Genomic DNA, 23872 nt, shown 5'->3' with positions numbered 1-23872 from the left:
AAAAAGGAGATTGGGTTTTAATTTTGATTAAACTCTCTTTTGCAAATTGTCAGGTCGAGCGCAGTCGAGACCTCATGGGCTGCGTGTCAACCTCTCGACTGCGCTCGAGGTGACATTACACTTTTTACTTTTCTTGAATCCTTCGTATATTCCCGTATGCCCAAAAAGTATTCCAAAGAACGCATCAAAGTCCCTCGGTTCAATGAAGAATCCGGGTTCTACACCACGCCGGAGCGTTCCAAGATCATGGGGAAGATTCGAGGCAAGAACACCAAACCAGAGCTGGCCTTTAGAAAAGCCTTGTGGGCTGCTGGTTATCGTTACCGCATCGATTATAAAAAACTCATCGGAAAGCCCGATATCGCCCTAAAAAAATACAAGACCGTCATCTTTATTGATGGGGAGTTCTGGCATGGCCACAATTGGGAGGAACGAAAACACAAAATAAAAAGCAACCGGGAATTCTGGATTCCAAAGATTGAACGCAACATTCAACGGGACGTGGAGGTGAACGAAGCATTGGAAAAAATGGGCTATACCGTGTTTCGGTTTTGGGAGACCGAGGTGAAAAAAGACTTGGAACGTTGCTTGCAACAAGTACTCAAAGTATTAAACGAACATCACGCCAATGATTGAACCATCATCCAAATTGCCGCATGTAGGCACCACCATTTTCACAACCATTAATCAACTGGCCCGTACCCATAATGCCATAAATCTATCCCAGGGATTTCCCAATTTTGACCCTGACCCTCAGCTTCTACATTTAGTGAACGAGGCTTTTAAAAAAGGCCATAATCAATATGCGCCCATGCAAGGGGTTCTTTCCCTTCGGGAAGCCATTTCTGGGAAAATTGAGCAACTGTATGGCAACTATTATCATCCTGAATCCGAAATCACCATTACGGCCGGGGCCACACAGGCAATTTTTACCGCTATTGCCGCCGTGGTCCGCCCAAAAGATGAAGTCATTGTTGTACAGCCCGCCTTTGATTGCTACGAGCCGGCCATAACACTTTTTGGGGGCAAAACTATCGAGGTGCTTCTTGAGGGAAATGATTTTAAAATGAATTGGACCGCCTTCAAATCGGCCATAAGTCGCAAGACCAAAATGGTCATCATCAATACCCCACACAATCCTACGGGTACCATTTGGTCTAGAAGCGATATGTTGCAACTTCAAGAAATTTTAAAGGACACGGATATTATTTTATTGAGTGATGAAGTGTATGAACATATCGTTTTTGATGGTAAGCTGCATGAGAGTGCGGCCAAATATCCGGATTTGGCAGTGCGAAGCTTCATCTGTTCTTCGTTTGGAAAAACATTTCATGCCACGGGTTGGAAAGTGGGGTACTGTGTTGCCCCAAAATCCTTGATGCTGGAGTTTCAAAAAGTGCATCAGTTTAATGTGTTTTCGGTCAACCACGCACTACAGATTGCTCTGGCCCAATATTTAAAGGACCCTCAGCATTATGTAACGCTCAGTGGTTTTTATCAGGAGAAACGAGATGCTTTCTTAAATGCGATAAAGGGTTCCCGATTCAAAATGGTTCCTTCGGAGGGCACTTATTTTCAACTATTGGATTATTCCGGTATCACGGACGAAAAAGATACCGTTTTTGCGGAACGTTTGATCAAGCAACATAAGCTTGCCAGTATTCCGGTCTCTGTATTTTGCGGAGCAGCATATGACAAGAAATTTCTGCGGTTTTGCTTCGCCAAGACCAATGACGTTTTGGACAAGGCCGCCGACATCTTGAATTCAATTTGAGTATTGAAAGGCTAAAGTTGTTTTTTTACTATTCTGAAAATCTGAAGCACATCGTCCAAGGGCAATTCAAAATCCTGAAATTCGGGAGAAGTGTTCAAATTATGGCAGTGCAATGCTCTTTTTTCCTTGTTATAGCCTGTAAGTTGTTTACAGATAATTCGGTCCTTACAGACCAAGATGTAGGATTTGCTCCAAAGGGTTTCATCATCCTTGGTGAACATTTCCTTTTTTAGACCCAAGCCCAGCACATAGGCTTTATTGGGAATGGCTTGTATTGTGGCATCGTTCATGGAATCACCCGAAACCTCAAAAATTCGATGGGGTTCCTTGGCCAAAAAGTCAATCACAAATGCAGATTGAAACGGTATTCTGCCATTCTGTTTTTCCAAGCTCTCAATATATTTTTGGTGCCATTCCACCAGCACCAAGGGTGCCATGACCAAGTATTTACCATGGTCCAATGGATAAAAGACACTACCGTGCTTTGTAAAGGGTTGTTGCTTGGTATAGGATTCGCCCATATCGTTCACCTCTTGCAGATACATTTCTGCAATGGTCATGTCAAAAAAGTTGGCAATCTTGGTGAGGTTCTTAATGGGAATGTTGGCGTTCTTTCGTTCGTAAAGCTGTATGGTACGTAGACTGACCCCAATTTCTTTGCCCAATTTAGATTGGCTGATATTTTTTTTACGCCTTAACTGTTTAATTATATACATATATTCAGTATATTGTGTAATATTGTTACGCAATATGCACTAGCCGCAGCGATTCCGCCACTTTTCTGTAATTGGGTTACAAGCCAAATATAGAAAATAGGATCAGACCCCAATAAAATAATTAGTAATCCACTAAACTATTGAGATGGGATCTATTAAAAATCTTGGGTTGGTCATCAAAAGTGATGAGATCTTTTCAAAAGAAGATTACGGCAAACCAATCAGTGAGCGACTTTCTGAAATTTTACGGAGAAATGCCTCCAAAAATGATTATGCCAACATTGCCATCAGGAGCAATGTGAGCTTTTCAACCATTCGGGATGTGGTCTACCGAACAAACAGCCTTACCAAGGCCAATGCACAGGCCATTTCGTTGCTGATCCATGCCGCTTTTGAAAACGCCATTGCCTACAAACTGCGTTCCGAAGGGGATATTTTGTTTTTGGAAGGCTTTTTAAAGGTCTAACCGAAGGAGCCAATCGGTCTGTTTGTCCTCACCAATGTAATATGGGTGTTCACCAAATTTTTGGAAGCCATGTCTTTGGTAAAAACGAATGGCCTTGGGATTGTGTTCCCAAACGCCCAGCCATACGTATGCTTTTTTGAGTTTTCTGACAAGATTTAAGATTTCACTGAGCATTTGGGCACCTATTTTTTTGCCCTGATACGCTTGTACAACATAAATCCGTTCCAGTTCCATAGCGTTTTTGTCATGGACATCGGTCTGGGCTGTGCCCGTGTTCAACTTAAAATACCCTACCAAGGTTTCGTCATCAAAAACAAAATAAAAAATGGAGTTGGGGTTCTCCAGTTCTTTGTTCAACTTTTCGGGGCTGAATGCATTTTGAATATAGTCTTGGAAGTCGGCAGGATCATTGTCCTTTTCAAAAGCCGCAGCAAAAGTGTCTTTGGATATTATTACCAAAGTGTCCAGATCAGAAATTGTACACTGCCTAAAACTTAAGTTCATAATCCTTTTGTCCAAATTTAGTTCAAAAAAAAAGAGCCTAACAATAGTGCTGGCTCTAAGTTTTTTCAGGGGGAAATATACTGGTCTATAGCATAAAAAGCTTCTTGATCAATAGCATAAATCCTGTAAAGAAATCGTTTCGGTACACTTGAACATTTTCGTCCATAGTAGTGTGGTTTAATTTGGCTGCCATGGTATTGTTTTATTGGTTGTTAATTTGGGTAAAAAATTCGATATAACCAAATATATACTCGATGAATGGTAAATTCAAACTAATGTTGTGTAATGGTTTCATTTTGTTGTAAAAAAACGGAAGGTATTTGCTAAATCTTCATTTCGGGGATTTCTCCATCAACAATCAGCTTGCCTTCAGTGGCCTTTACAATTTCTTCAACCGTCACCCCAGGTGCTCTTTCAAGCAGTTTGAAGCCTTTTTGAGTCACTTCCAAAACCGCTAGGTTGGTCACTATTTTTTTTACACAGCCCACACCGGTCAATGGCAGGGTACATCTTTTTAAAAGTTTGGACTGTCCAGCCTTGTTGGTGTGCATCATGGCCACAATGATATTTTCTGCGGAGGCCACCAAGTCCATGGCCCCTCCCATTCCCTTGACCATTTTTCCGGGAATTTTCCAATTGGCGATGTCTCCATTTTCCGCTACTTCCATGGCGCCCAAAATGGTGAGGTCCACGTGCTGCCCCCGAATCATTCCAAAGCTCAGGGCCGAGTCAAAAAAAGAAGCTCCCGGCAAGGTGGTGATGGTCTGCTTTCCGGCATTGATGATGTCGGCATCTTCCTCCCCTTCAAAAGGGAAAGGCCCCATACCGAGCACGCCATTTTCACTTTGGAACTCCACACTGATATCGTCCCGAACAAAATTGGCGACCAAAGTGGGGATACCAATTCCAAGGTTTACATAGAATCCATCTTTGACCTCTTTTGCGATTCGCTTTGCGATTCCGTTTTTATCTAACATTTTATCATCCTTAGTTTAAACACCCCTGAAGTCCCCTCAAGGGGACAATTTTCCTAATTCCGTTCACGTACGGTTCGTTGTTCGATACGTTTCTCGTACTTTTCCCCTTGAAAAATACGCTGTACAAATATGCCGGGGATATGGATTTCGTTGGGGTCCAAGCTTCCGGCCGGAAGGAGTTCCTCTACCTCTGCCACGGTAATCTTTGCGGCGCCACACATACAAGGGTTGAAATTGCGTGCTGTTCCCTTGAAGATCAAATTGCCTGCCTCGTCCCCTTTCCAAGCCTTCACAAAGGAGAAATCGGCCTTAAAAGCTGGTTCAAGCACATACATTTTACCATCGAACTCACGGGTCTCTTTGCCTTCGGCCACTTCGGTTCCATAGCCTGCTGGGGTGTAGAAGGCGGGGAAGCCGGCTTGGGCGGCCCTACATTTTTCGGCCAAGGTGCCTTGGGGGGTCAATTCCACCTCCAACTCCCCACTCAGCATTTGGCGTTCAAATTCGTCGTTCTCTCCCACATAGGAGGAAATCATCTTTTTTATCTGGTGCTTTTGCAACAACAGGCCAAGGCCAAAATCGTCCACCCCCGCATTGTTGGAAATGCAGGTGATGTTCTTGACGCCCAGCCTGACCAATTCCGCAATGGCATTCTCAGGGATGCCACAGAGGCCAAATCCGCCCAACATGAAGGTCATTCCATCGGCTACGCCCTCCAAGGCCTTTGAAACATCTGAAACTGTTTTATTGATCATTTCGTCTTTTTTCCAATTGCTTGAATTTACGATTTAAATAAAAAAGCCCCAAGACATTTTATGCTTGGGGCTGCTTTTTTTTAAGGGGAAAATGGACTAAAAATCGATATCGTCCAAATCATCCTCCGTATCCAAATCGTCCTGCTCCTCTTGGGCTTGTTTGGCACAATCCACATTGATGGACATCTCCTCAGGTTCCTCAAATGCATCTTTGGAAACTCCCAATTCCTCATTGGCATAGTTCTTTTTCATGTACAAGGCCCAAATGGGCAAGGCCATGGATGCTCCTTGTCCATAGGTAAGGCTTGAAAAGTGAATGGACCGCTCCTCGCCTCCTACCCACACACCGGTCACCAAATTGGGTACCATGCCCATGAACCAGCCATCACTTTGATTTTGTGTGGTTCCTGTTTTTCCGGCGATAGGGTTGGTGAGTTCATACGGATAGCCCGTTATAATTTCTTTGTATACAGTTTGGTCTTTTGCAAAGGAATGTCGTAACCTTCCTCCAGAGCCATACTGGGTCACCCCTTCCATCAGATTGACCATGGCATAGGCCACATCTTTACTTAAGACATCCTTGGTTTCTGGGGTGTATTCATAGAGCACCGTTCCATTTTTGTCCTCAATCCGGGTGACCATCACGGGCTTCACATATACGCCTTGGTTGGCAAAGGTGCCATAAGCCCCCACCATTTCATATACATTAAAATCATGGGTTCCCAATGCAATGGATGGCACTTCGGGGATATTTTTATTAAGCCCCATGCTTTTGGCTATGGAGACCACGGATCCTGGGCCCACTTTGTCTATCAATTGGGCGGTGATGGTATTGACCGAATTGGCCAATGCGTTTTTGAGGGTCAGGTTTTTCCCTGAGTATTTTCCATCGGAGTTTTTGGGGCACCATGCTTCCATATTACCGTGTTTACCCGGTTCTATACAATATTGGTTGTCTGGCAAGGATTCACAGGGCGAGTAGCGCAATTGATCAATTGCGGCTGCATATACAAATGGTTTGAACGTGGATCCCGCTTGTCTTGCCCCTTGATAAACATTATCGTATTGAAAGTGCTTGTAATCTATTCCCCCCACCCAAGCTTTCACGTGACCTGTTTGGGGTTCCATGGACATCATGGCCGTTCTTAAAAAAGTCTTGTAATAGCGGATGGAATCCATTGGGGTCATAATGGTGTCCTTTTCAAAAGAATCGCTGTTCCAATCAAAAACCGTCATTTCCTCCTTTTTCTGGAACGTGGCTTCAATTTCTGTATCAGACAACCCCTCTCTTTTAAGATGCCTCCATCTTGCGGAACGCCTCATGGCTCGATCCATAATGGTATCTATAGCTCCGTTGGTAAGGTCTAAAAATGGGGCGGAAGGGTTTCGTTTGGGTGTGTTTTGATGAAAAAACTCGGCCTGCAAATTTTTCATGTGCTCTTGCACGGCTTCCTCTGCATTGCGTTGCATTCTCGAATCGACCGTGGTGTAGACCTTTAATCCATCCAGATAGATGTTCCAATTTTCACCATCCGGTTTTGGGTTTTCCTTTACCCAATTATTCAACCATCGTTGAAGATACATCCTAAAATAGGTGGCCAATCCTTCTCGGTGCGATTCTGGGTTGAAATTGATTTTCATTTTCAACTGTTGCAAAGAGTCTTTTTGCTCTTCGGTGATATAGTCATACTTGGCCATTTGACCTAAAACGGTATTCCTTCGGTTGAAAACCAGTTCTTCGCGCCGAATGGGATTATACAGGGATGAATTCTTGAGCATACCCACCAAAACAGCGGATTCCTCAATTCTGAGTTCGTAGGGTTCTTTACCAAAATAGATTCTGGAGGCAGAACGGATACCGTCCGCAGCATAGCCAAAATCATAGATATTGAGGTACATGGCTATGATTTCCTCCTTGGTATAGTTTCGTTCCAAACGCGTGGCAATGACCCATTCCTTTATCTTTTGGGTAACGGCTTCCATAAGGTTTCGGGAACGTACTCCAACAAAAAGTTGACGGGAAAGCTGTTGTGAAATGGTACTGGCCCCTCCTTTTGTCCCCAAAAACAGGATTGCACGCAAGGTCCCTCTTGCATCTATTCCAGAATGGCTGTAATATCTTGCATCTTCTGTGGCGACCAAGGCATCCACCAAGTTTTGTGGCAACGTATCGTAATCTACCCAGGTTCTGTTGTCATCCAAATAGAGTTTCCCCAAGGTCTGCCCGTCCGAAGAAATAAATTCCGTGGCCAGATTGGTCTCTGGGTTTTCCAAACGTTCAAAGGTTGGCATCTCTCCAAAAGCACCCCATGATGCCAATAGAAAAATGAATATGACCACTAGAACGCCGGACCCAAAAAGTATCCAGAACCATTTAATAAATTTAAAATATCCTTGTTGTTTCTTTTGAACCTTCTTTGCCATTGCTTTTATTGGGTACTTTTTTCTATTTCCAAACCAACATCTGTAATGCCATCCAAAATATGGATACCCTCCACATCGCCATTCTTGCGCATGGCGTGGGAAATATTCACCTTATATACGCCAGAATCCGGGAAAACGACGTTTTCCTGAAACCAAAGTTTATTTTCCTTGACACTCCCCAGTCCTTTCCCCAACCATTCACCAGTAGGCTCGGCCATTTTGTACTCCAATGTATCCTTCAATGTATTGCCATTGGGGGCTTCCAGTTCTGTAATCAAGAACAGATTACTAAACGGAAATGTATCATCATTTCTTATGTTGATGAACATATTATAGGGGGTGATGGAGTCCATCCCGGAAAACTCAAACTGAACCACATTGTCCATTTCCCATTTCCCATCTTTCAAAGGTTCATACTCTGAAAAGACCATTTGATCATTACACGACCAGAACAGAGCCAATGTTAGGAGAGAAAGTAGGCTATTTTTTCGCATTGGAGGATGCTTTGGATTTAGGCTTTCTGCGTTTTTTGTTTCTTCTTTTCTTGTTCTTGGGCCTATCAAATCGGGTGAGGCTATCTTGCCCAACCACATTTTCAAAGGCCATTTTTTCATCGCTCACATTATCCTCAGCATATTCTTCCAGACTGTCAATCTTTTCGTTTTTCTTGTTGAGTTCCAAAATTTCGAGCACTTGTTCCTTATGCAAAGCATGCCATGTTGCGGGATCATCCCTGTATGAAAACCAAAGTGTCTCCTTAAAAATATCTGCTTTTTGGCAAAAGGCCAATCCTTTTTTGGTCAAAAGTTTACTGTCCTGTGGCGGAAAATCCTTCAATGCCTCCAAATACATGTCCAGTTCATAGTTGAGACAGCATTTGAGCTTACCGCACTGCCCTGCCAATTTCTGTGGGTTCAATGCCAATTGTTGGTATCTGGCGGATGCAGTGCTCACGGATCTAAAGTCGGTCAACCATGTTGAACAGCACAATTCCCGCCCGCAGGAACCAATACCCCCCAAACGTTGGGCCTCTTGGCGGTACCCAATCTGGCGCATTTCAATCCGGATGCCAAAGGCTTTGGCCATATCCTTGATCAATTGCCTAAAGTCCACCCTATCTTCCGCGGTGTAGTAGAATGTGGCTTTAGATCCATCGCCCTGAAACTCAACATCGCTCAGTTTCATTTCAAGTCGGAGCGAGATGGCAATTTCTCTAGAACGTTTTTTGATTTCTTCTTCCCTATTCCGGCACTTTTGCCAAACATCAATATCGCGCTGGGTGGCCTTTCTATAAATTTTTGGGATAGTGCTGTCATCTGGGGACTCTTTTTTCCGTTTCATCTGCACCCGAACCAATTCACCGGTAAGGGTCACCATGCCCACATCGTGACCGGATTTTGCCTGGGTGGCCACAACATCGCCAATGGACAAGGGGAGATTGTCCACATTCCTGTAAAATTCCTTTCTACTATTCTTGAAACGTACCTCAACGCAATCAAAGGGTTTTTGACCGTTGGGCAACGACATATTGGAAAGCCAATCAAAAACGGTCAGCTTGTTACAACCATCAGTGCCGCAAGTCCCATTGTTCTTGCAACCACGCGGTTGTCCATCCTTGCCGGTTGAACAACTGCTACACGCCATATTTAATATCTTGATTGAGGCTTCCAAAAAGACAAGCTGTCAGTTCGAGCGGAGTCGAGAACTCGTTAAAACAACTGGATTTCAATGTACATCTCGACTACGCTCGATGTGACATTCAAATACTCCTCATCTTTTTTGAGCAACCTCAATAGGGTTCATAAAAATTACTATGTAAATATAGTATAAATTGCGGGGGTATTGAAATGCTACTTCTTGTATTTCAATACAGGGGATCGTCCTTTTTTGAAAATCTTGTTACTGGCCCCCTTGCCTTTGCGCAGCTTTTTTTGTTCTTCATAGGGCAGCGCATGGATTTCCTTGCAATCCACAGAACAACAATTGTCCATTGCGGTTGCACATTCCTCACACTGAATAAACAACAAATGGCAGGCTTCGTTGGCACAGTTGACATGCGTGTCGCAAGGTTTTCCACATTGATGACAGTGGGCAATGACATCTTCTGAGATGCGCTCTCCCCTTCTATGGTCAAAAACAAAGTTTTTCCCCAGAAATTTGTTCTCTAGTTTCTTGTCTCGCACTTGGCGGGTGTATTCTATGATCCCCCCTTCCAGTTGGTATACATTTTTAAATCCTTTGTGCTTGTAATAGGCACTGGCTTTTTCACAGCGGATTCCTCCGGTGCAATACATCACCAATTTTTTGTCCTCTTTGTGATCTGCCAAATCCTGCTCAATAATGTCGAGGGAATCCCGGAAGGTATCCACATCAGGGGTAATGGCATTCTTAAAATGGCCTATTTCACTTTCGTAGTGATTTCGCATATCCACCAAAATGGTGTTGGGGTCTTCGATAAGTTCATTGAATTGTTCGGCTCCCACATGGATGCCTTTGTTGGTCACATCAAAAGTATGGTCGTTCAATCCATCGGCCACAATTTTCTTGCGAACTTTCACCTTCAGTTTTAAAAAGGATTTATTGTCCTGCTCAATGGCGATGTTCAATCTAACATTCTCCAAAAAGGAGATGCTGTCCAAATGGGTCTTAAAGTCAGTAAAATTCTCGGCGGGCACTGAAAGTTGTGCGTTGATGCCTTCGTGGGCCACATAAATCCGGCCCAGAACCTCCATTTTATCCCAAGCGATAAAAAGATGGTTTCTTAGAATCTTGGGGTTTCCAATGTGTGCATATTTGTAGAAAGAGATGGTAAGCCGATCTTTTCCGGCTTCCTCAATAAGCTTTTCCCTTTCCTTTGCACTTAATGTATTGTACAGTTGCATGCTATACCAATAGTTAAGTTAAGCCTGCCTGTCGGCAGACAGGTTAAAGAATGGTTTATTGTAAAAACAAGTGCAAAGATAAAAATTCTTGGTAGGTAGATGGAAAAAGGGCCTCTAATAAATAGAAGCCCTTAAAACCACCTTAGACTTTTTCACAGCTATATTTTCTCCCCTACCTTGCATTCGAGCTGAAGTCAGCTCTATGGATATTGAGTTAGTACCCCTTAGATTCAATTCGTATAAAAAGGTTGCGTGGCTTTTGCCGTATGTGGAAAGAAATGGTAATTTAGCCTTCCTAATCATTTGAACCATGAGCAACGAAAAAGAAGCAAAATTAAAAGCCCTCAAACTAACACTGGACAAACTGGACAAGACCTATGGCAAAGGTGCCGTCATGAAAATGGGGGATAGTGTGGTGGAAGATGTTGAGGCGATACCCTCTGGATCGTTGGGATTGGACATTGCCCTGGGCGTGGGTGGATACCCTCGTGGGCGGGTCATTGAAATTTATGGTCCAGAATCATCCGGTAAGACCACATTGACGCTTCATGCCATTGCCGAGGCACAAAAAGCTGGCGGGATTGCTGCCTTTATTGATGCAGAACATGCTTTTGACCGTTTCTACGCTAAAAAATTGGGAGTCGATATCGATAACCTCATCATATCACAGCCCGATCACGGAGAACAGGCTTTGGAAATCACCGAGAACTTGATTCGTTCCGGGGCCATTGATATTGTTATTGTGGATTCCGTTGCCGCCCTTACACCAAAAAGTGAGATCGAGGGCGAAATGGGCGATTCCAAAATGGGGCTTCATGCCCGTTTGATGTCGCAGGCCCTCAGAAAATTGACCTCAACCATCAGCAAGACCAAGTGTACCGTGATCTTCATCAACCAGTTGCGTGAAAAAATCGGGGTCATGTTCGGAAACCCCGAAACCACCACGGGTGGAAATGCACTTAAATTTTATGCTTCTGTTCGATTGGATATCAGAAGGTCCACCCAGATCAAGGACACGGATGGGGATGTACAAGGAAACAAGACCCGTGTAAAGGTGGTGAAGAACAAAGTTGCCCCTCCATTCAGAACTGCGGAATTTGACATCATGTATGGTGAGGGAATCTCTAAAATTGGGGAAATCCTGGACTTGGGTGTTGCCTATGAAATTGTAAAGAAAAGCGGCTCGTGGTTCAGTTATGGCGATACCAAACTGGGGCAGGGAAGAGACGCCGTAAAAGCACTTTTGGCAGACAATCCAGAACTTTCCGAAGAATTGGAAGACAAGATCAAGGAGGCCATTTCCGCAGTTAAAGCATAAGTTGGCCCTGCTTTTTGGGTGTTTAACTTTTGCTTGTGAAAATCCTACGCAACCCTTGTCTATACTGCACATCTAGGGATAAAAAAGGATTTTTATGATAAGAAACGTGTTTATGCCCCTAGTTTTTCTTGTGGCAGGGTTATGGTTCAGTTCATGTGAACTGGATGATGACACCCCAAATTTTTACTTTACCTCATTGGATGTTGTGGCGGTGGATATGCCCGAGTCCTTTGAACTCAACGAAACCTATGATATTGACGTCACCTATGTTAGACCCGATGGTTGCACATATTTTGAAGGGTTCGATGTTGTTAAAACCGGACAGACCGATCGTGAAGTGATTGTGGTCGGGTCTAGATTGACAAATGAGGGTTTGGCATGCACGCAGGCCACTGAAGAAGTTGTTGCCACAATGCAGTTCCATGTGATTTTCACTGGCGAGTATCATTTTAAGTTTTATGCGGGGCAAGATGAAAATGACGAAGCCGTCTACTTGGAATACGACGTTCCTGTGGTAGGCGAATCAACAACAAACTAGACATCAATAATCCAAAATTGACCAACATTTGGATCTTGAAGAGCTGATACATAAATGTAAAAAAGGAGAACGGCAGGCACAAGCCGAACTATACCGGAGATATTCCGGTATTCTTTTCGGTATGTGTCTCAAGTACTCCAAGAATAAAACTGAGGCAGAGGATAATCTGCACGACAGTTTTATGACCATTTTCAGCAAAATAGACCAATATGGTTTTCAAGGTTCCTTTGAAGGGTGGATCAAACGGATCACGGTAAATACTGTATTGCAGAAATACCGAAAAGAACAACACCTCAATGTGGTTTCTGAAAACATTGGCGAAGAAACCGAGGTGGACACGGAGGGGACGGATATAAGCCTGTCCACCCTCTTGGGATATATTCAAGAATTACCGAACAAGTACAGGCTTACCTTCAACCTTTATGTATTGGATGGGTATAGCCACAAAGAGATAAGTGAGATGTTGGGGACATCCACGGGAACCTCAAAGTCCAATTTGGCCCGCGCCAAAATGATTCTGAGGGAAAAAATAGAAAAAGAAAAAATAAATATTGCGTAAAGAATTTAACGATGGGGAAAAAGAACTTAGAGCAATTGTTCAAGGAGGCCTTTGAGGGGTTTCAGGAAGTTCCGGATGATAAGGTCTGGGATTCCATTGAGGCTTCCTTGGACAAGAAGAAACAGAAAAAACGCTTGGTTCCACTTTGGTGGCGACTTGGCGGGGTGGCCGCGGTATTGGCCGTGTTGTTCTACATCATCAATCCGTTTGAAAATGCACAGCAACAAAATGAGATCATTGTAACGGATACCGAAACCCATGTAGTAGATCCTTCAATTCAAGAAAATCAAACAGAAAAAGGCAGAGAAGAAATGGACCCTTCTTCCATCAACAATAATGCAGATGGATTGGTTGAGACCTCTTCCAAAACTGAGGAAGGTGAAAATCAGGATGCACAGGGCCCCATGAACCCCAACCAAAGCCTTACCTCCAGGCAGCAAGTGGCTGAAACTGACTTGGTGGAAAAAAATCGCACCAAAACACAAGATGACCTTTCCCCTATTCAAAACACAAAGGAAGCAGCTGCTTTGGCCATGTCTGATAAAACTGTTGAAGAGGAAAACCTTGCCAACCCTGTTTCTGACAATGACAAGGCTATTGCGCAAGACCTGTCCCAGAATAGCGAATTGCAGAAACAATCCGTTGAAGATAGACAGGAACAGCAAAAAGAAGAGGCCGTAGCCATCAATGAAGAAAGAGAAGATGAAATTGAAAAGAAGTCCATTTTTGATGCCATAAAGGAGCAGGAAGCGGAAGAAGTGGTCGCGGACAACACCTCTTCTGGGAAATGGTCGGTTGGCCCATCGGTAGCTCCAGTATATACAAGTGCCTCCGGAAAAGGCTCCCCCATCCATTCGGATTTCGCCTCAAACTCCAAATCGGGGAACCTTAATTTAAGTTATGGTCTTTCCGTGGCCTATGAAATTGGCAAAAAGTTGAAGATACGTTCTGGGGTGCATCGTGTAAATTATGGATACGACACCAATGATGTACTATTTTCCTCTTCTTCAAGAATTGCATCCAATGACAAGCTTGACAATATCAATTACAGTCAAAAATCCGAGACCCTTGTGGTCCAAAGTAAAAATAGCCTCCCAAACAACATCCCAACCGATGCATTCTTGGAACTTTCTTCCAATGAAATTCCCGTTTTGGATGGAAAAATGGTACAGCAACTGGGCTACATAGAAGTGCCTGTTGAGCTAAACTATGCTATCCTTGACAGGAAATTTGGCGTTGACCTCATCGGTGGGGTGAGCTCCCTGTTCCTTGTGGACAACTCTGTTTTGGTAGAGTCTGAAGGTTTAGTGACCGAAGTGGGCGAGGCCACCAATGCAAACGATGTAAACTTTAGTGCCAATTTTGGAATGGGGCTCAACTACGACTTCTCTCCCAAAGTACAGCTTAGTGTAGAGCCTGTTTTTAAATATCAAATGAATACGTTTTCTAAAACTGCGGGTGAATTTCAACCCTTCTCCATTGGAATATACAGTGGTGTAAGCTTTAAGTTTTAGAGATTTAAAATGTTGGTTAGGAAGATTGCCCCTTTAGGCAATCAAATTAGCGCCCTGTTCTATTGACGGGGCGTTTTCTTTTTTTAGAATGTTTTTCCCAAGAAATTGATAATCAGTTCCCAATAAAAGCAAGTTGTTTTAAAAATTTGTTACTTTATTACAGCTTAGCACTAAATCATATCAGTTTGAAAAACAAGCAGTTTGAAGATATCCTTATATATTTCTCAAAATCATTGTTGGGAAAGGAAAACGAGACCGAGATCTTGTGGGATCTGGCCAAAAACTGTATTTCAAAATTAGATTTTGTGGATTGTGTGATCTACCTCATTGACTATGACAACAACCTACTGATCCAAAAAGCGGCCTATGGCCCCAAAAACCCTAAGGACCAAACGCTGTACAATCCTGTTGAAATTTCTATCGGGGAGGGAATAACCGGTCATGTGGCCCAGACAGGCGTAGCGGAAATTGTTAATGACACTTCCATAGACCCCCGATATATAAAGGACGATGAGATGCGGCTCTCTGAAATCTGTGTGCCCATCACTTATGAAAACACTATTTATGGTGTTATAGATTGTGAGCACCCCGACATCAATTTTTTTAACCTCCATCACCTGAAAATGCTTTCGGCCATAGCATCCATCTGCGCAATTAAGATCAAAAGTGTGCGTGCCACAAAAGCGCTCTTGGACGAGCAGGACAGGCTTTATAAAATAAAGGAAGAAATGTTGGGGCTGAAGCTAAGAGCACTGAACTCGCAGATGAACCCACATTTTGTGTTCAATGCACTGAACGCTATCCAATATTTTGTTGCCTCCGAGAAGAAAAGGATGGCCATGGAATACTTGTCAACATTCAGCAAACTTATCCGGTTTTATCTGAACCACATAGAGCATGATACGGTTGTGCTGGCTGATGAAATAGAAATGCTGCATGGCTATCTTAAGCTTCAAAAACTTCGGTACGATGGTTCTTTTGAATATGCCATCAATATGGAGTCTAGCCCAAAATCGATGAATGATGCCATTATTCCTTCCTTTATAATCCAGACCCTTTTTGAGAACATCATAGAGAAGGCCATGTCAAACATTGAAAAAAACCACTTTTTCAATGTAACCTTCACCATTTCGGAAAGTGAAGTGGCCTTAAAAGTGCTACATCAATGTCCAGGTACCAAATCAAATATGGCCAACCAACCCGAATATAGGGAAGGAATCTTGAAGTGGCAGGATCATGTGCGGCTTTTGAATGCTGTGAAAGACTACCACATAACCAATGATGTCTCCATAACGGACAACAATGGGCAGTACGAGGGCATTATCTCCATAAAACTTCCCAACCTTAACCTGTAAGCTCTTTTAGAATGACCTCCCTTACCTCTTCCCGAAGCGTTGATTTGTCTTCCTCTGCCAGAATTCCTGTTTCAAAAAATTGGTGCACTTTGGCCCGTATCCTTCCCGGTCCTCCGCTAAAAAAAGTAAATGAAAACCGCTTTTTGTTGTCATAAAAAGTAATGGGTACCACAGGAATCTTATGGGCAATGGCCATTTTAAAGGCCCCATCCTTAAACTCATCCAAAACAACATGCTCTTCGGGCACCCCACCTTCCGGGAATATACAGATGCTCAACCCTTGATCCAATCTTCTTTGAGCTCGGCGATACACCCCTGTTCTGCTGCGAACGTTGTCCCTGTCCACCATAATACAGACCCGTTTGTAGAAAAATCCAAAAATGGGAATGTTCACCAACTCCTTTTTGCCCACAAACACGAAAGGATTTCTACTCACCAAAAGCATCAGCATAATATCCAACATGCTGGTATGGTTGGCGACCAACATATAGCTTTTCCCGTTTTCCATATGCTGTTCCCGTTCAATTTTTGGAAAACACCCCATACCGTACACTATGGGCCTGGCCCAAAAATTCCTTGCCATCCAAAAAAATTGGGGATAGGTTTGTTCAGAAATGGTCAGTAGCAACAAGATGGGGAAAAACAAAAAAATGGGAACGGTAACCAAAATATAGAACCACACCCTATACAACAAATGCCCCACATTTTTGATTGCTACATGCATACCTCAAAAGTAGAATTTTTGAATATCTTTAGAGGACTAACCATTAAAACTTAGGATATGGGTATTTTGTATGCTTTATTGATTGGTGCCCTCGCCGGATGGCTTGCGGGCAAAATTATGAAAGGCGGTGGATTTGGAGCCCTTATAAACATTATTTTGGGAATTGTTGGGGGTGTAATAGGCAATTGGCTGTTCTCCACATTGGGGGTCCATGTGGCGTCCGGTGTTCTCGGAGACCTCATAACAGGGGTCATAGGTGCCGTGGTAATTCTTTTTATTGCCGGCCTCTTTAAAAAATGAGTTGTAGAAAAATCCAATTATAAGCGGCCAAGGCCGCTTTTTTTATATGAGCGGGATGCTTACTTTTACGGGCAAAAATAAAGCATGGCCCGAATTCTGACCGGAATCCAAAGTACTGGAACGCCCCACTTGGGAAATATCTTGGGAGCAATCATCCCCGCCATTGAAATGGCCCAAGATCCCAAAAATGATTCGTTTCTTTTTATTGCTGATATGCATTCCCTTACCCAAATCAAAGATGGGGAACTGTTGCGAAGCAATACCTATGCCATTGCGGCTGCGTGGCTTGCCTTTGGCCTTGATATTGAAAAAACTGTTTTTTACCGTCAGAGCGATGTACCCCAAACGGCCGAACTGGCCTGGTACCTTAGCTGTTTTTTTCCCTATCAACGGTTGACTTTGGCCCACTCCTTTAAGGACAAGGCAGATCGGCTGGAAGATGTAAATGCCGGGCTGTTCACCTATCCCATGCTCATGGCCGCGGATATTTTGCTTTACGATGCCAATATTGTTCCCGTAGGGAAAGATCAACTTCAGCATTTGGAAATGACCCGTGATGTGGCTTCTCGTTTCCACAACCAGATGGGAGAAACCTTTGTAATTCCCGAAGCCAAAGTCCATGAACAGACCATGTACGTTCCCGGAACGGACGGGGAAAAAATGAGCAAGAGTCGCGGTAACCTCATCAATATTTTTCAACCGGATAAAAAACTGCGCAAACAGATCATGGGTATCGTCACGGACAGTACGCCCATGGAAGAACCCAAAGATCCCAGCAAGGACAATGTATTTGCACTCTACAAACTGTTGGCCAACCAAGAACAGATTGAAGAAATGAGCGCCAACTATCTTGCCGGGAATTATGGCTACGGACATGCAAAACAGGCCTTGTATGAGCTCATTTTGTCAACATTTGAAGAACCCCGGGAAAAGTTTGATTACTACATGAACCACCTGAACGAGGTGGACGAGGCACTGACCTTTGGTGCGGAAAAGGCCAAGAAAGTGGCCAATGGTGTTTTGGGACGCGTGCGGGAGAAGTTGGGGTATTAATTATATTTTATGTCATTCTGAACCGAAGGTGAAGAATCCCACGTAATGCATCCGGCAGACATCCAAAAGATGCTTCGCTACGCTCAGCATGACATTTTTATTCAAAAAGAAATTCTCCTTCCAAGAAATCCATATTTGGATTAGTGGTTTGTATCAATTCAATCTTTTTGGCCCTAATCCATCCTTTTATTTCCTTTTCACGAGTAATGGCATCTTGCACCCAGGTATACTTTTCATAATAGAGCAAGTGCTTGCATTTGTATTTGGCGGCAAAGGTTTTTTTTGATCAATTGAATATTCTCCTTATGTTCCATTAATCGCCTTGACAGATTATTTGTCATTCCTGTGTAGAGCACTGTTTTGTGTCGATTGGTCAGAATGTAAACATAGTATTTGGCCATTATTATTCATTTACTTATTACTGGAGATACTTCACTGCGTTCAGTATGACAAACTACCCTGTCATTCTGAACCGGAGTAAAACGGAGGTGAAGAATCCCTCTTATTCCATCATCATCAAAAAGATTCTTCGCTTTGCTCAGGATGACAGCTCAAAATGACCTTCATCAAATCGCTTCAAACAGTTTGCCGGGCAGTGGCCGGATCACTCCCTTCATTTCCATGCCCAAAAGTGTGGAAGAGGTTTTAAAAATGGGCAGATTGCACTCCAAGGCCACGGTGTCCAGTAACTGCTTTCCGTTCAATTGCAAGTAGGAGTAGATTGACTGTTCTGTTTCATCCAATTCGATGAACAACTGTTTTTGTACGGGAGATTCCTCCTTATTTTCGTCCAAATCCCAGTTCAAAAGATAGACCAATTCCGCAGCTGAGGTCAACAAATGGGACTTTTGCTGTTTGATGAGGTCATTGCACCCCTTACTGAACTTGTCCGAACATCTGCCCGGTACGGCAAACACCTCCCGATTATATCCATTGGCCAAATCTGCAGTGACCAAACTCCCTCCTTTTTCAGCTGACTCAACCACAATTGTAGCTTCGCTGATACCCGCAATGATTCGGTTTCGTTTGAGGAAGTTCTCCCGGTCTGGGTTGCTGGAACTCCAAAATTCAGTAATGAACCCACCGTTCTGTTCCAACTTGGAAGCAAATTTTTTGTGCGCCTTGGGATAGATTTGGTTCAATCCATGGGCCAGGCAGGCAATGGTCTGGAGTCCATGATCCATCGCTGCTTTTTGAACAGTGATATCAACTCCATAAGCAAAGCCGCTCACAATAATGGGATTCAGTGGGGCAATCTCCTCTATAAACTTCTCACAAAATGCACTGCCATAGTTGGTAATATTTCGGGTGCCCACCACGCTAATGATCCTTTTTTGGTTCAGGTTGATGTTTCCCCGTTGAAAAAGCACAATGGGGCCGTCCACGCAATGCTTCAGATAGGCCGGATAATCCTTATCCAAAAAATAGGATAGGGAAATGTCTTCTTTGGATATAAATTCATATTCCTCTTCGGCCTCATCCAAATAAGAAGCATCGTGAAGACCGTTCAAAGTAAATCGGCCAACCCCATCAATTTTTAAAAGATGTTGGATTTTGTCCTCAAAAACAGCTGCTGGACTACCACAATGGGCAATTAATTTTTTGGCCGTAATATCGCCAATATTGGGAATGGCCTGCAGGCGAAGTGCCGCAATAATTTCAGGTTCAGTCATTTGATTTGGGCATCAAAGTTGTCCACAAAATACAGATTTTCAAATGTTAATAAAAAGTTATCCGGCTTATTTTCTGCTCTTGCTTTTTTTACAATATTTGTGGCTATGCGTATTGATTCCTACATAGAAAAATTACTGTTTGAATACAATTGTGTCGTGGTTCCCGGTTTTGGGGCTTTCTTGGCGCATGGAAAATCCGCAGAAATCGATACGGCGACCAATACGCTGATTCCGCCTTCCAAGTCCATTTCCTTTAATGCCCAATTGAGCAAAAATGACGGCCTATTGGTATCGCATATTGCCAAGGAAAAGAAACTGGGCTATGAGGAATTGCTCCACGAAGTGGAAAATGTGGCCGAGGAGTGGAACAAAAAATTGCAGCTTGGTGAAAGTCTGGAACTTTTTGGAATTGGCAAGCTTTGGCTCAACCGAGAACAACGTATTCAATTTCAACCCGAGAACAGGGTCAATTATTTGACATCCTCATTTGGGTTCTCTGCATTCGCAGCAACACCCATTCAACGTGAAGTGTTGAAGGAAGAAGTTGAGGAGTTGGAAGAAAAGATTCCGTTCATCATCACGCCTGAAAAACGTGAAGAGTCCTCATTCAGGCCCTGGTTGAAATATGCCGCCATCTTCCTTTTGGCCATTTCTTTGGGCGTTACTTCGTACCGAACCTATGGCGACCTTCAACAAAAAGAGGTGGCCGCCCAACAAGATGCACAACATGAAGTTTCCCGTTTGATCCAGGAAGCCACTTTCTTTGAAAGTGATCCCTTGGAGCTGCCTGCCATCAACATCAATGTCAACAAAAGACAACTGGGCAAACACCATGTTATTGCCGGTGCCTACCGCATGGAAGAAAATGCTGAAAAACGGGTGAACCAACTCAAGGAAAAGGGATATCGTGCCTTTTATTTAGGGGTGAACAAATATGGGCTTCATCAAGTGGCTTATGACAGCTTTGAGGATCCCAAGGATGCCTTGGTGTTCCTCAGAAAGGTAAAAGCTACGGAATCCCGCGATGCTTGGTTGCTTTCCGAGAAATAAGCCTTCTTTTCTTTAAAACGATACCGTACTTCAATATCTTTGCGCAAAATTACAGGTATGCGTGCTAAAACTCCCAATGAATCACGAACGGTAATGACCGATTTGGTTTTGCCCAGCGAGACCAACCCTTTGAACAATCTCTTTGGAGGGGAGCTCTTGGCCCGAATGGACAGGGCAGCCAGCATAGCGGCCCGTCGGCATAGCCGAAGGATTACCGTGACCGCTTCGGTGAACCATGTGGCCTTTAACCGTGCCGTGCCTTTGGGAAGTGTGGTAACCGTGGAAGCCGCTGTTTCTAGAGCCTTCAAAACCTCCATGGAAATCTTTATTGATGTTTGGATCGAGGATCGTTTTACAGGGGAGCGTACCAAGGCCAATGAAGCCATTTACACCTTTGTGGCGGTAGATGATACCGGAAAGCCCACGGAAGTGCCCCCTCTGGAACCTGAAACGGATTTGGAAAAGGAACGCTATGCCGCTGCCCTTAGGCGCAAACAATTGAGCTTGGTCCTGGCCGGGAAAATGAAACCTAGCGATGCCACAGAGTTGAAGGCTTTGTTTACTACTTAGAAATCAGCCTCTGTACAATAAACATAAAAGCTATAGAATGAAAATTGTACCTTTACTATAGCAAACACAGAACAGTATGGCAACCTTGGATTTGAGACAAAGTGTACTGGAATACGTTAAGAAGGCCGATCACAGGTTCTTGAGGCTCGTTAAGGCCATGGCCGACAGTTATGCTGACGATGACGAACGTATCAGTCTGGAACAATACAATAAGGAACTGGACGAGTCCATTGCCCAAATAGGGAAAGGGGAGCTATACACCCATGAGGACGTGGGTGAGCATATCAAAAAATGGGCAAAAAAATAATCTGGACACACCGGGCCGAAACAGACTTGAACCTAGCATTTCTAAATTTGTTGGAAGAGTCAAAGTCCATTGAAACAACCATAAGGGTCATTACAGAAATTTATAATTCCGTCAACATTTTGACCACCAACCCCGAAATTTACAAACTTGATGTGCTGAAGCGGGACAATAAAGGAAATGTCAGGGCTTATGAAAGGCACTCCTATCGGATATCTTATCTTGTTGAGAAAACTGCTGTGTATATCTTGAGAGTCAGATATGCCAAAAAAGAACCTTTGGAATACTGATGTGGATATTTTCCAGTTGTAGAACCCATCCTTTTATCAAACCCCTGCTTGAACGAAATTAGAAATCAAAATTGTCCGGATCTGGACCAAAACGTTTTCCACGGTCCAGGCCATCCAAAAGTTGTACATCTTCCTCGCTGAGTTCAAAATCGAAAAGGTCGGCGTTGGCCATAATTCGATTTTTATTGGATGATTTTGGAATGGTGATCACCCCTTTTTGAAGATCCCACCGCAGTACAATCTGGGCAATGGTCTTGTTGTATTTGGCCGCCAAGTCCTTCATGATGTCCAAATCAAAGATATTGCCCTGCATAAGGGGAGACCAAGCCTCATATTGGATGCCTTTTGATGTGCAAAAATCGATAAGGTCTTGCTGCACCAAATATGGATGAAACTCCATTTGGTTGACCATGGGAACAATTTCCGCAGAGGTCAACAGATCTTCCAAATGGTACTGTAAAAAGTTGCTCACGCCGATGGCTCGGACTCTTTTTTCCTTATAAAGTTTCTCCAAGGCTTTCCAAGTTTCCTTATAAAGCCCTTCTTTAGGCCAATGAACCAAATACAGGTCGAGATAATCCGTACCCAAACGTTTCAAGCTTGCATCAAACGCTTTTAAGGTGTTCTCGTACCCTTGCTCCGTGTTCCAAACCTTGGTGACCAAGAAAACATCTTTACGGTCCACATCACTTTCCTTGATTCCGGTGCCCACACCATTTTCATTGTGGTAAAAAGAGGCGGTATCGATGTGCCGATACCCATGATTAAGGGCTTCTTTTACCGCATTGATGACCTCACTGCCATCCTCGGACAGATAGACGCCCAGTCCCAAATAGGGCATCTGGACCCCGTTGTGCAATTCAAAAGTTCCTTGTAGGTTGGTAATTTTCTTCATGTGTTATAATTGATATATCCAATCTTCCGGATTTAAACGATTGGAATCTTGGTACAAATAAAACTTCAGTTTTGTAGTGCCGTCAAACCGATTGGTGTAAATGTCGCCCAACACCTCTTTTGCAGCTACCTTATCCCCTTTTTTCACATACAATGTGGATAGATTGTAGTAGGTGCTGATATAATTCCCGTGTTTTATGGTAACACCTTTACTTCCTCCGGGAACCGAGATAATGGCAATGACCTCCCCTTCAAAAATGGCCCTGGCTTGGCTGCCCTTGTCAGTGGCGATTGTGACTCCGTTGTTCTGATGTTTGATCCCGGGATAAATTTTATCGGCATAAATCCCATAGCCCTGACTTTTTATTCCTTTCTCCACGGGCCAAATAAGTCTCCCTTTATTGGCCGAAAAGTTGTCTGCCAGCAATTTGGCTTCAGGGGTAAGGGAAAAAGTGGTGCTGCTACTGGACTTGCCGGAACTTTTATTTGAACTTGCAATGGCCGTCCGTATCAACCGCTCAATTTCTCGTTCAATCCTGCGGGCCTCTTTTTGCTTTTCGGCAATGGCGGCGGTATATTTTGCCTCGTTTTGCCGTATGCTTCTCAGTAAGTCCCGCTGTGATTCAACCTCTTTGGAAAGTTCATTCTTGGCTTTGGTGTTTTCGGCTACAAGTTGATCCTTTTGCTTTCGCTGCTCCACCAAATCCTGGTTCAATTTGGCCAACTCCTCCGTTTTTTTGATAATGCCCTCGCCCTGCTTTTTTCTGTGCTTGGCATATTGCTGCATGTATTGCAACCGTTTAAAGGCTTGAAAGAAGTTCTCGGCAGACAACAAGAACATCAACCTATTGCTCTGGGATTTGTTTTGATAGGTCTTTTGAATGAGGTTGGCATAGTCCTCCTTCAATATGTTTAGGTCTTCCCGGAGTTTACTGATGTTTCTGATATTGACATTGATCTGTCTGTTGAGCAAATTGGACTGTTGGTTTGTGACCCGAATGAGCTCTTGCCGGACATTGATTTTGTTGTCCAATGCCTCCATTTGATCCAAAATGGTGCCTTTTTCCTTGCGTTCGGCAAAGAGCAATCTATTGATTTCCTTGATTTCCTCCTGCAACCGCTCCCTTTTGGCCTCCAGCGCCTTCTGTTCACTGGTCTGTGCATGTCCAGAAAAGGAAATAAAAATCGTAAAAATCAGATAATAAATGCAATATGAAACTTTATTTGCCATA

General features: G+C 43.6%; 28 protein-coding genes. 14 read left to right on the top strand and 14 right to left on the bottom strand.

From position 1 onward, the window contains the following. Positions 1–156 precede the first annotated feature (156 nt). Together A7D14_RS03025 and A7D14_RS03020 are read left to right on the top strand one after the other, a co-directional pair. The gene (locus A7D14_RS03025; protein WP_067029797.1) at positions 157–636 is read left to right on the top strand and encodes a very short patch repair endonuclease; all 480 of its coding nucleotides are present in this window, start codon (positions 157–159) and stop codon (positions 634–636) included. After that, entirely contained in the window at positions 629–1774 is a 1146-nt protein-coding gene (locus A7D14_RS03020) for a methionine aminotransferase (protein WP_067029795.1), read from the top strand. The genes A7D14_RS03025 and A7D14_RS03020 overlap by 8 nt, the downstream gene beginning before the upstream one ends. A gap of 11 nt (positions 1775–1785) precedes the next feature. On the opposite strand, the gene A7D14_RS03015 is transcribed toward A7D14_RS03020, so the two are convergent. Then, positions 1786–2490, bottom strand: coding sequence for a helix-turn-helix domain-containing protein (locus tag A7D14_RS03015; RefSeq protein ID WP_067029793.1), 705 nt, complete (start codon positions 2488–2490; stop codon positions 1786–1788). 145 nt (positions 2491–2635) lie between these two features. Here A7D14_RS03015 and A7D14_RS03010 point away from each other — a divergent pair, with 145 nt between their 5' ends. Then, a complete protein-coding gene (locus A7D14_RS03010) occupies positions 2636–2956 on the top strand; it encodes a hypothetical protein (RefSeq protein ID WP_067029791.1) in 321 nt (106 codons plus the stop codon). Here A7D14_RS03010 and A7D14_RS03005 read toward each other — a convergent pair. The 7 genes from A7D14_RS03005 to A7D14_RS02975 form a co-directional block, all read right to left on the bottom strand. Continuing rightward, a complete protein-coding gene (locus tag A7D14_RS03005; protein WP_067029789.1) occupies positions 2945–3460 on the bottom strand; it encodes a GNAT family N-acetyltransferase in 516 nt (171 codons plus the stop codon). The two genes, A7D14_RS03010 and A7D14_RS03005, sit on opposite strands and share 12 nt — an antisense overlap. 323 nt (positions 3461–3783) lie before the next feature. Next, a complete protein-coding gene (locus A7D14_RS03000; RefSeq protein ID WP_067029787.1) occupies positions 3784–4437 on the bottom strand; it encodes a 3-oxoacid CoA-transferase subunit B in 654 nt (217 codons plus the stop codon). 53 nt (positions 4438–4490) lie between these two features. After that, a complete protein-coding gene (locus A7D14_RS02995) occupies positions 4491–5192 on the bottom strand; it encodes a CoA transferase subunit A (RefSeq protein ID WP_067029785.1) in 702 nt (233 codons plus the stop codon). A gap of 96 nt (positions 5193–5288) precedes the next feature. Beyond that, positions 5289–7616, bottom strand: a complete 2328-nt coding sequence (locus A7D14_RS02990) for a penicillin-binding protein 1A (protein WP_067029783.1) — start codon at positions 7614–7616, stop codon at positions 5289–5291. Positions 7617–7621: 5 nt separating this feature from the next. Then, a complete protein-coding gene (locus A7D14_RS02985) occupies positions 7622–8110 on the bottom strand; it encodes a gliding motility lipoprotein GldH (protein WP_067029781.1) in 489 nt (162 codons plus the stop codon). Then, positions 8097–9260: a stage 0 sporulation family protein gene (locus tag A7D14_RS02980; protein ID WP_067029779.1), complete on the bottom strand. Its 1164-nt coding sequence runs from the start codon at positions 9258–9260 to the stop codon at positions 8097–8099. Before A7D14_RS02980 ends, A7D14_RS02985 begins: the two co-directional genes overlap by 14 nt. Positions 9261–9466: 206 nt before the next feature. Then, a complete protein-coding gene (locus tag A7D14_RS02975) occupies positions 9467–10498 on the bottom strand; it encodes a rhodanese-related sulfurtransferase (RefSeq protein ID WP_067029777.1) in 1032 nt (343 codons plus the stop codon). 310 nt (positions 10499–10808) lie between these two features. Here A7D14_RS02975 and recA point away from each other — a divergent pair, with 310 nt between their 5' ends. The 5 genes from recA (at position 10809) to A7D14_RS02945 (ending at position 15782) form a co-directional block, all read left to right on the top strand. Continuing rightward, on the top strand, positions 10809–11816 hold the full coding sequence (gene recA, locus A7D14_RS02965) for a recombinase RecA (RefSeq protein WP_067029774.1): 1008 nt from the start codon (positions 10809–10811) through the stop codon (positions 11814–11816). A gap of 94 nt (positions 11817–11910) precedes the next feature. Then, entirely contained in the window at positions 11911–12354 is a 444-nt protein-coding gene (locus tag A7D14_RS02960; protein WP_067029772.1) for a hypothetical protein, read from the top strand. Between the two features lie 28 nt (positions 12355–12382). Next, entirely contained in the window at positions 12383–12913 is a 531-nt protein-coding gene (locus A7D14_RS02955) for an RNA polymerase sigma factor (RefSeq protein WP_067029770.1), read from the top strand. Positions 12914–12924: 11 nt separating this feature from the next. Further along, on the top strand, positions 12925–14427 hold the full coding sequence (locus tag A7D14_RS02950) for an outer membrane beta-barrel protein (RefSeq protein ID WP_067029768.1): 1503 nt from the start codon (positions 12925–12927) through the stop codon (positions 14425–14427). A gap of 185 nt (positions 14428–14612) precedes the next feature. Further along, positions 14613–15782, top strand: a complete 1170-nt coding sequence (locus tag A7D14_RS02945; RefSeq protein WP_255307372.1) for a histidine kinase — start codon at positions 14613–14615, stop codon at positions 15780–15782. On the opposite strand, the gene A7D14_RS02940 is transcribed toward A7D14_RS02945, so the two are convergent. After that, positions 15772–16506, bottom strand: coding sequence for a lysophospholipid acyltransferase family protein (locus A7D14_RS02940; protein WP_067029766.1), 735 nt, complete (start codon positions 16504–16506; stop codon positions 15772–15774). The two genes, A7D14_RS02945 and A7D14_RS02940, sit on opposite strands and share 11 nt — an antisense overlap. A gap of 57 nt (positions 16507–16563) precedes the next feature. Here A7D14_RS02940 and A7D14_RS02935 point away from each other — a divergent pair, with 57 nt between their 5' ends. Together A7D14_RS02935 and trpS are read left to right on the top strand one after the other, a co-directional pair. Beyond that, positions 16564–16806 carry a GlsB/YeaQ/YmgE family stress response membrane protein gene (locus A7D14_RS02935; protein ID WP_067029764.1) on the top strand — a complete coding sequence of 81 codons (243 nt, stop codon included), beginning with the start codon at positions 16564–16566 and terminating at the stop codon, positions 16804–16806. 84 nt (positions 16807–16890) lie between these two features. Further along, complete coding sequence (gene trpS, locus A7D14_RS02930) at positions 16891–17859, top strand: tryptophan--tRNA ligase (RefSeq protein ID WP_067029762.1); 969 nt, start codon at positions 16891–16893, stop codon at positions 17857–17859. Between the two features lie 97 nt (positions 17860–17956). Here trpS and A7D14_RS20500 read toward each other — a convergent pair whose 3' ends face one another. The 3 genes from A7D14_RS20500 to dprA all read right to left on the bottom strand — a co-directional run bounded on the left by A7D14_RS20500 (position 17957) and on the right by dprA (position 19532). Then, positions 17957–18106 (bottom strand): hypothetical protein, encoded by a 150-nt coding sequence (locus tag A7D14_RS20500; protein WP_313790798.1) that lies wholly within the window; start codon positions 18104–18106, stop codon positions 17957–17959. Continuing rightward, entirely contained in the window at positions 18093–18260 is a 168-nt protein-coding gene (locus A7D14_RS20495) for a GIY-YIG nuclease family protein (protein ID WP_313790797.1), read from the bottom strand. The genes A7D14_RS20500 and A7D14_RS20495 overlap by 14 nt, the downstream gene beginning before the upstream one ends. A 165-nt stretch (positions 18261–18425) precedes the next feature. Further along, the gene (gene dprA / locus A7D14_RS02920) at positions 18426–19532 is read right to left on the bottom strand and encodes a DNA-processing protein DprA (protein WP_067029760.1); all 1107 of its coding nucleotides are present in this window, start codon (positions 19530–19532) and stop codon (positions 18426–18428) included. A gap of 105 nt (positions 19533–19637) precedes the next feature. Between dprA and A7D14_RS02915 the strand changes: the two genes are divergently transcribed. The 4 genes from A7D14_RS02915 to A7D14_RS02900 all read left to right on the top strand — a co-directional run bounded on the left by A7D14_RS02915 (position 19638) and on the right by A7D14_RS02900 (position 21746). Continuing rightward, positions 19638–20582, top strand: coding sequence for an SPOR domain-containing protein (locus tag A7D14_RS02915; protein ID WP_067029758.1), 945 nt, complete (start codon positions 19638–19640; stop codon positions 20580–20582). A 57-nt stretch (positions 20583–20639) separates the two neighbouring features. After that, entirely contained in the window at positions 20640–21152 is a 513-nt protein-coding gene (locus tag A7D14_RS02910) for an acyl-CoA thioesterase (RefSeq protein ID WP_067029756.1), read from the top strand. A gap of 76 nt (positions 21153–21228) precedes the next feature. Further along, the gene (locus tag A7D14_RS02905; RefSeq protein ID WP_067029754.1) at positions 21229–21459 is read left to right on the top strand and encodes a hypothetical protein; all 231 of its coding nucleotides are present in this window, start codon (positions 21229–21231) and stop codon (positions 21457–21459) included. After that, positions 21444–21746: a type II toxin-antitoxin system RelE/ParE family toxin gene (locus tag A7D14_RS02900; protein ID WP_067029752.1), complete on the top strand. Its 303-nt coding sequence runs from the start codon at positions 21444–21446 to the stop codon at positions 21744–21746. Before A7D14_RS02905 ends, A7D14_RS02900 begins: the two co-directional genes overlap by 16 nt. Positions 21747–21804: 58 nt before the next feature. Here A7D14_RS02900 and A7D14_RS02895 read toward each other — a convergent pair whose 3' ends face one another. Continuing rightward, positions 21805–22641, bottom strand: coding sequence for an aldo/keto reductase (locus A7D14_RS02895; RefSeq protein ID WP_067029751.1), 837 nt, complete (start codon positions 22639–22641; stop codon positions 21805–21807). 3 nt (positions 22642–22644) lie between these two features. Continuing rightward, positions 22645–23871 (bottom strand): murein hydrolase activator EnvC family protein, encoded by a 1227-nt coding sequence (locus tag A7D14_RS02890; protein WP_067029749.1) that lies wholly within the window; start codon positions 23869–23871, stop codon positions 22645–22647. Between the last annotated feature and the right edge of the window lies 1 nt (position 23872).

It is taken from the genome of Allomuricauda sp. CP2A, from assembly GCF_001683915.1.
GTDB lineage: Bacteria > Bacteroidota > Bacteroidia > Flavobacteriales > Flavobacteriaceae > Flagellimonas.
This window is presented reverse-complemented; position numbering and strand designations above follow the sequence as displayed.

Coding starts and splice junctions, on each gene's coding strand:
- A7D14_RS03010 (WP_067029791.1), top strand. CDS start 2,636: ATGGGATCTATTAAAAATCTTGGGTTGGTCATCAAAAGTGATGAGATC.
- A7D14_RS02995 (WP_067029785.1), bottom strand. CDS start 5,192: ATGATCAATAAAACAGTTTCAGATGTTTCAAAGGCCTTGGAGGGCGTA.
- dprA (WP_067029760.1), bottom strand. CDS start 19,532: ATGACTGAACCTGAAATTATTGCGGCACTTCGCCTGCAGGCCATTCCC.
- A7D14_RS02910 (WP_067029756.1), top strand. CDS start 20,640: ATGCGTGCTAAAACTCCCAATGAATCACGAACGGTAATGACCGATTTG.
- A7D14_RS03020 (WP_067029795.1), top strand. CDS start 629: ATGATTGAACCATCATCCAAATTGCCGCATGTAGGCACCACCATTTTC.
- A7D14_RS03015 (WP_067029793.1), bottom strand. CDS start 2,490: ATGTATATAATTAAACAGTTAAGGCGTAAAAAAAATATCAGCCAATCT.
- A7D14_RS02940 (WP_067029766.1), bottom strand. CDS start 16,506: ATGCATGTAGCAATCAAAAATGTGGGGCATTTGTTGTATAGGGTGTGG.
- A7D14_RS03000 (WP_067029787.1), bottom strand. CDS start 4,437: ATGTTAGATAAAAACGGAATCGCAAAGCGAATCGCAAAAGAGGTCAAA.
- A7D14_RS02900 (WP_067029752.1), top strand. CDS start 21,444: ATGGGCAAAAAAATAATCTGGACACACCGGGCCGAAACAGACTTGAAC.
- A7D14_RS02975 (WP_067029777.1), bottom strand. CDS start 10,498: ATGCAACTGTACAATACATTAAGTGCAAAGGAAAGGGAAAAGCTTATT.
- A7D14_RS02980 (WP_067029779.1), bottom strand. CDS start 9,260: ATGGCGTGTAGCAGTTGTTCAACCGGCAAGGATGGACAACCGCGTGGT.
- A7D14_RS20495 (WP_313790797.1), bottom strand. CDS start 18,260: ATGGCCAAATACTATGTTTACATTCTGACCAATCGACACAAAACAGTG.
- A7D14_RS02890 (WP_067029749.1), bottom strand. CDS start 23,871: ATGGCAAATAAAGTTTCATATTGCATTTATTATCTGATTTTTACGATT.
- A7D14_RS02905 (WP_067029754.1), top strand. CDS start 21,229: ATGGCAACCTTGGATTTGAGACAAAGTGTACTGGAATACGTTAAGAAG.
- A7D14_RS02985 (WP_067029781.1), bottom strand. CDS start 8,110: ATGCGAAAAAATAGCCTACTTTCTCTCCTAACATTGGCTCTGTTCTGG.
- A7D14_RS02990 (WP_067029783.1), bottom strand. CDS start 7,616: ATGGCAAAGAAGGTTCAAAAGAAACAACAAGGATATTTTAAATTTATT.
- A7D14_RS02950 (WP_067029768.1), top strand. CDS start 12,925: ATGGGGAAAAAGAACTTAGAGCAATTGTTCAAGGAGGCCTTTGAGGGG.
- A7D14_RS02935 (WP_067029764.1), top strand. CDS start 16,564: ATGGGTATTTTGTATGCTTTATTGATTGGTGCCCTCGCCGGATGGCTT.
- A7D14_RS02895 (WP_067029751.1), bottom strand. CDS start 22,641: ATGAAGAAAATTACCAACCTACAAGGAACTTTTGAATTGCACAACGGG.
- trpS (WP_067029762.1), top strand. CDS start 16,891: ATGGCCCGAATTCTGACCGGAATCCAAAGTACTGGAACGCCCCACTTG.
- A7D14_RS02960 (WP_067029772.1), top strand. CDS start 11,911: ATGATAAGAAACGTGTTTATGCCCCTAGTTTTTCTTGTGGCAGGGTTA.
- A7D14_RS02915 (WP_067029758.1), top strand. CDS start 19,638: ATGCGTATTGATTCCTACATAGAAAAATTACTGTTTGAATACAATTGT.
- A7D14_RS03005 (WP_067029789.1), bottom strand. CDS start 3,460: ATGAACTTAAGTTTTAGGCAGTGTACAATTTCTGATCTGGACACTTTG.
- A7D14_RS03025 (WP_067029797.1), top strand. CDS start 157: ATGCCCAAAAAGTATTCCAAAGAACGCATCAAAGTCCCTCGGTTCAAT.
- recA (WP_067029774.1), top strand. CDS start 10,809: ATGAGCAACGAAAAAGAAGCAAAATTAAAAGCCCTCAAACTAACACTG.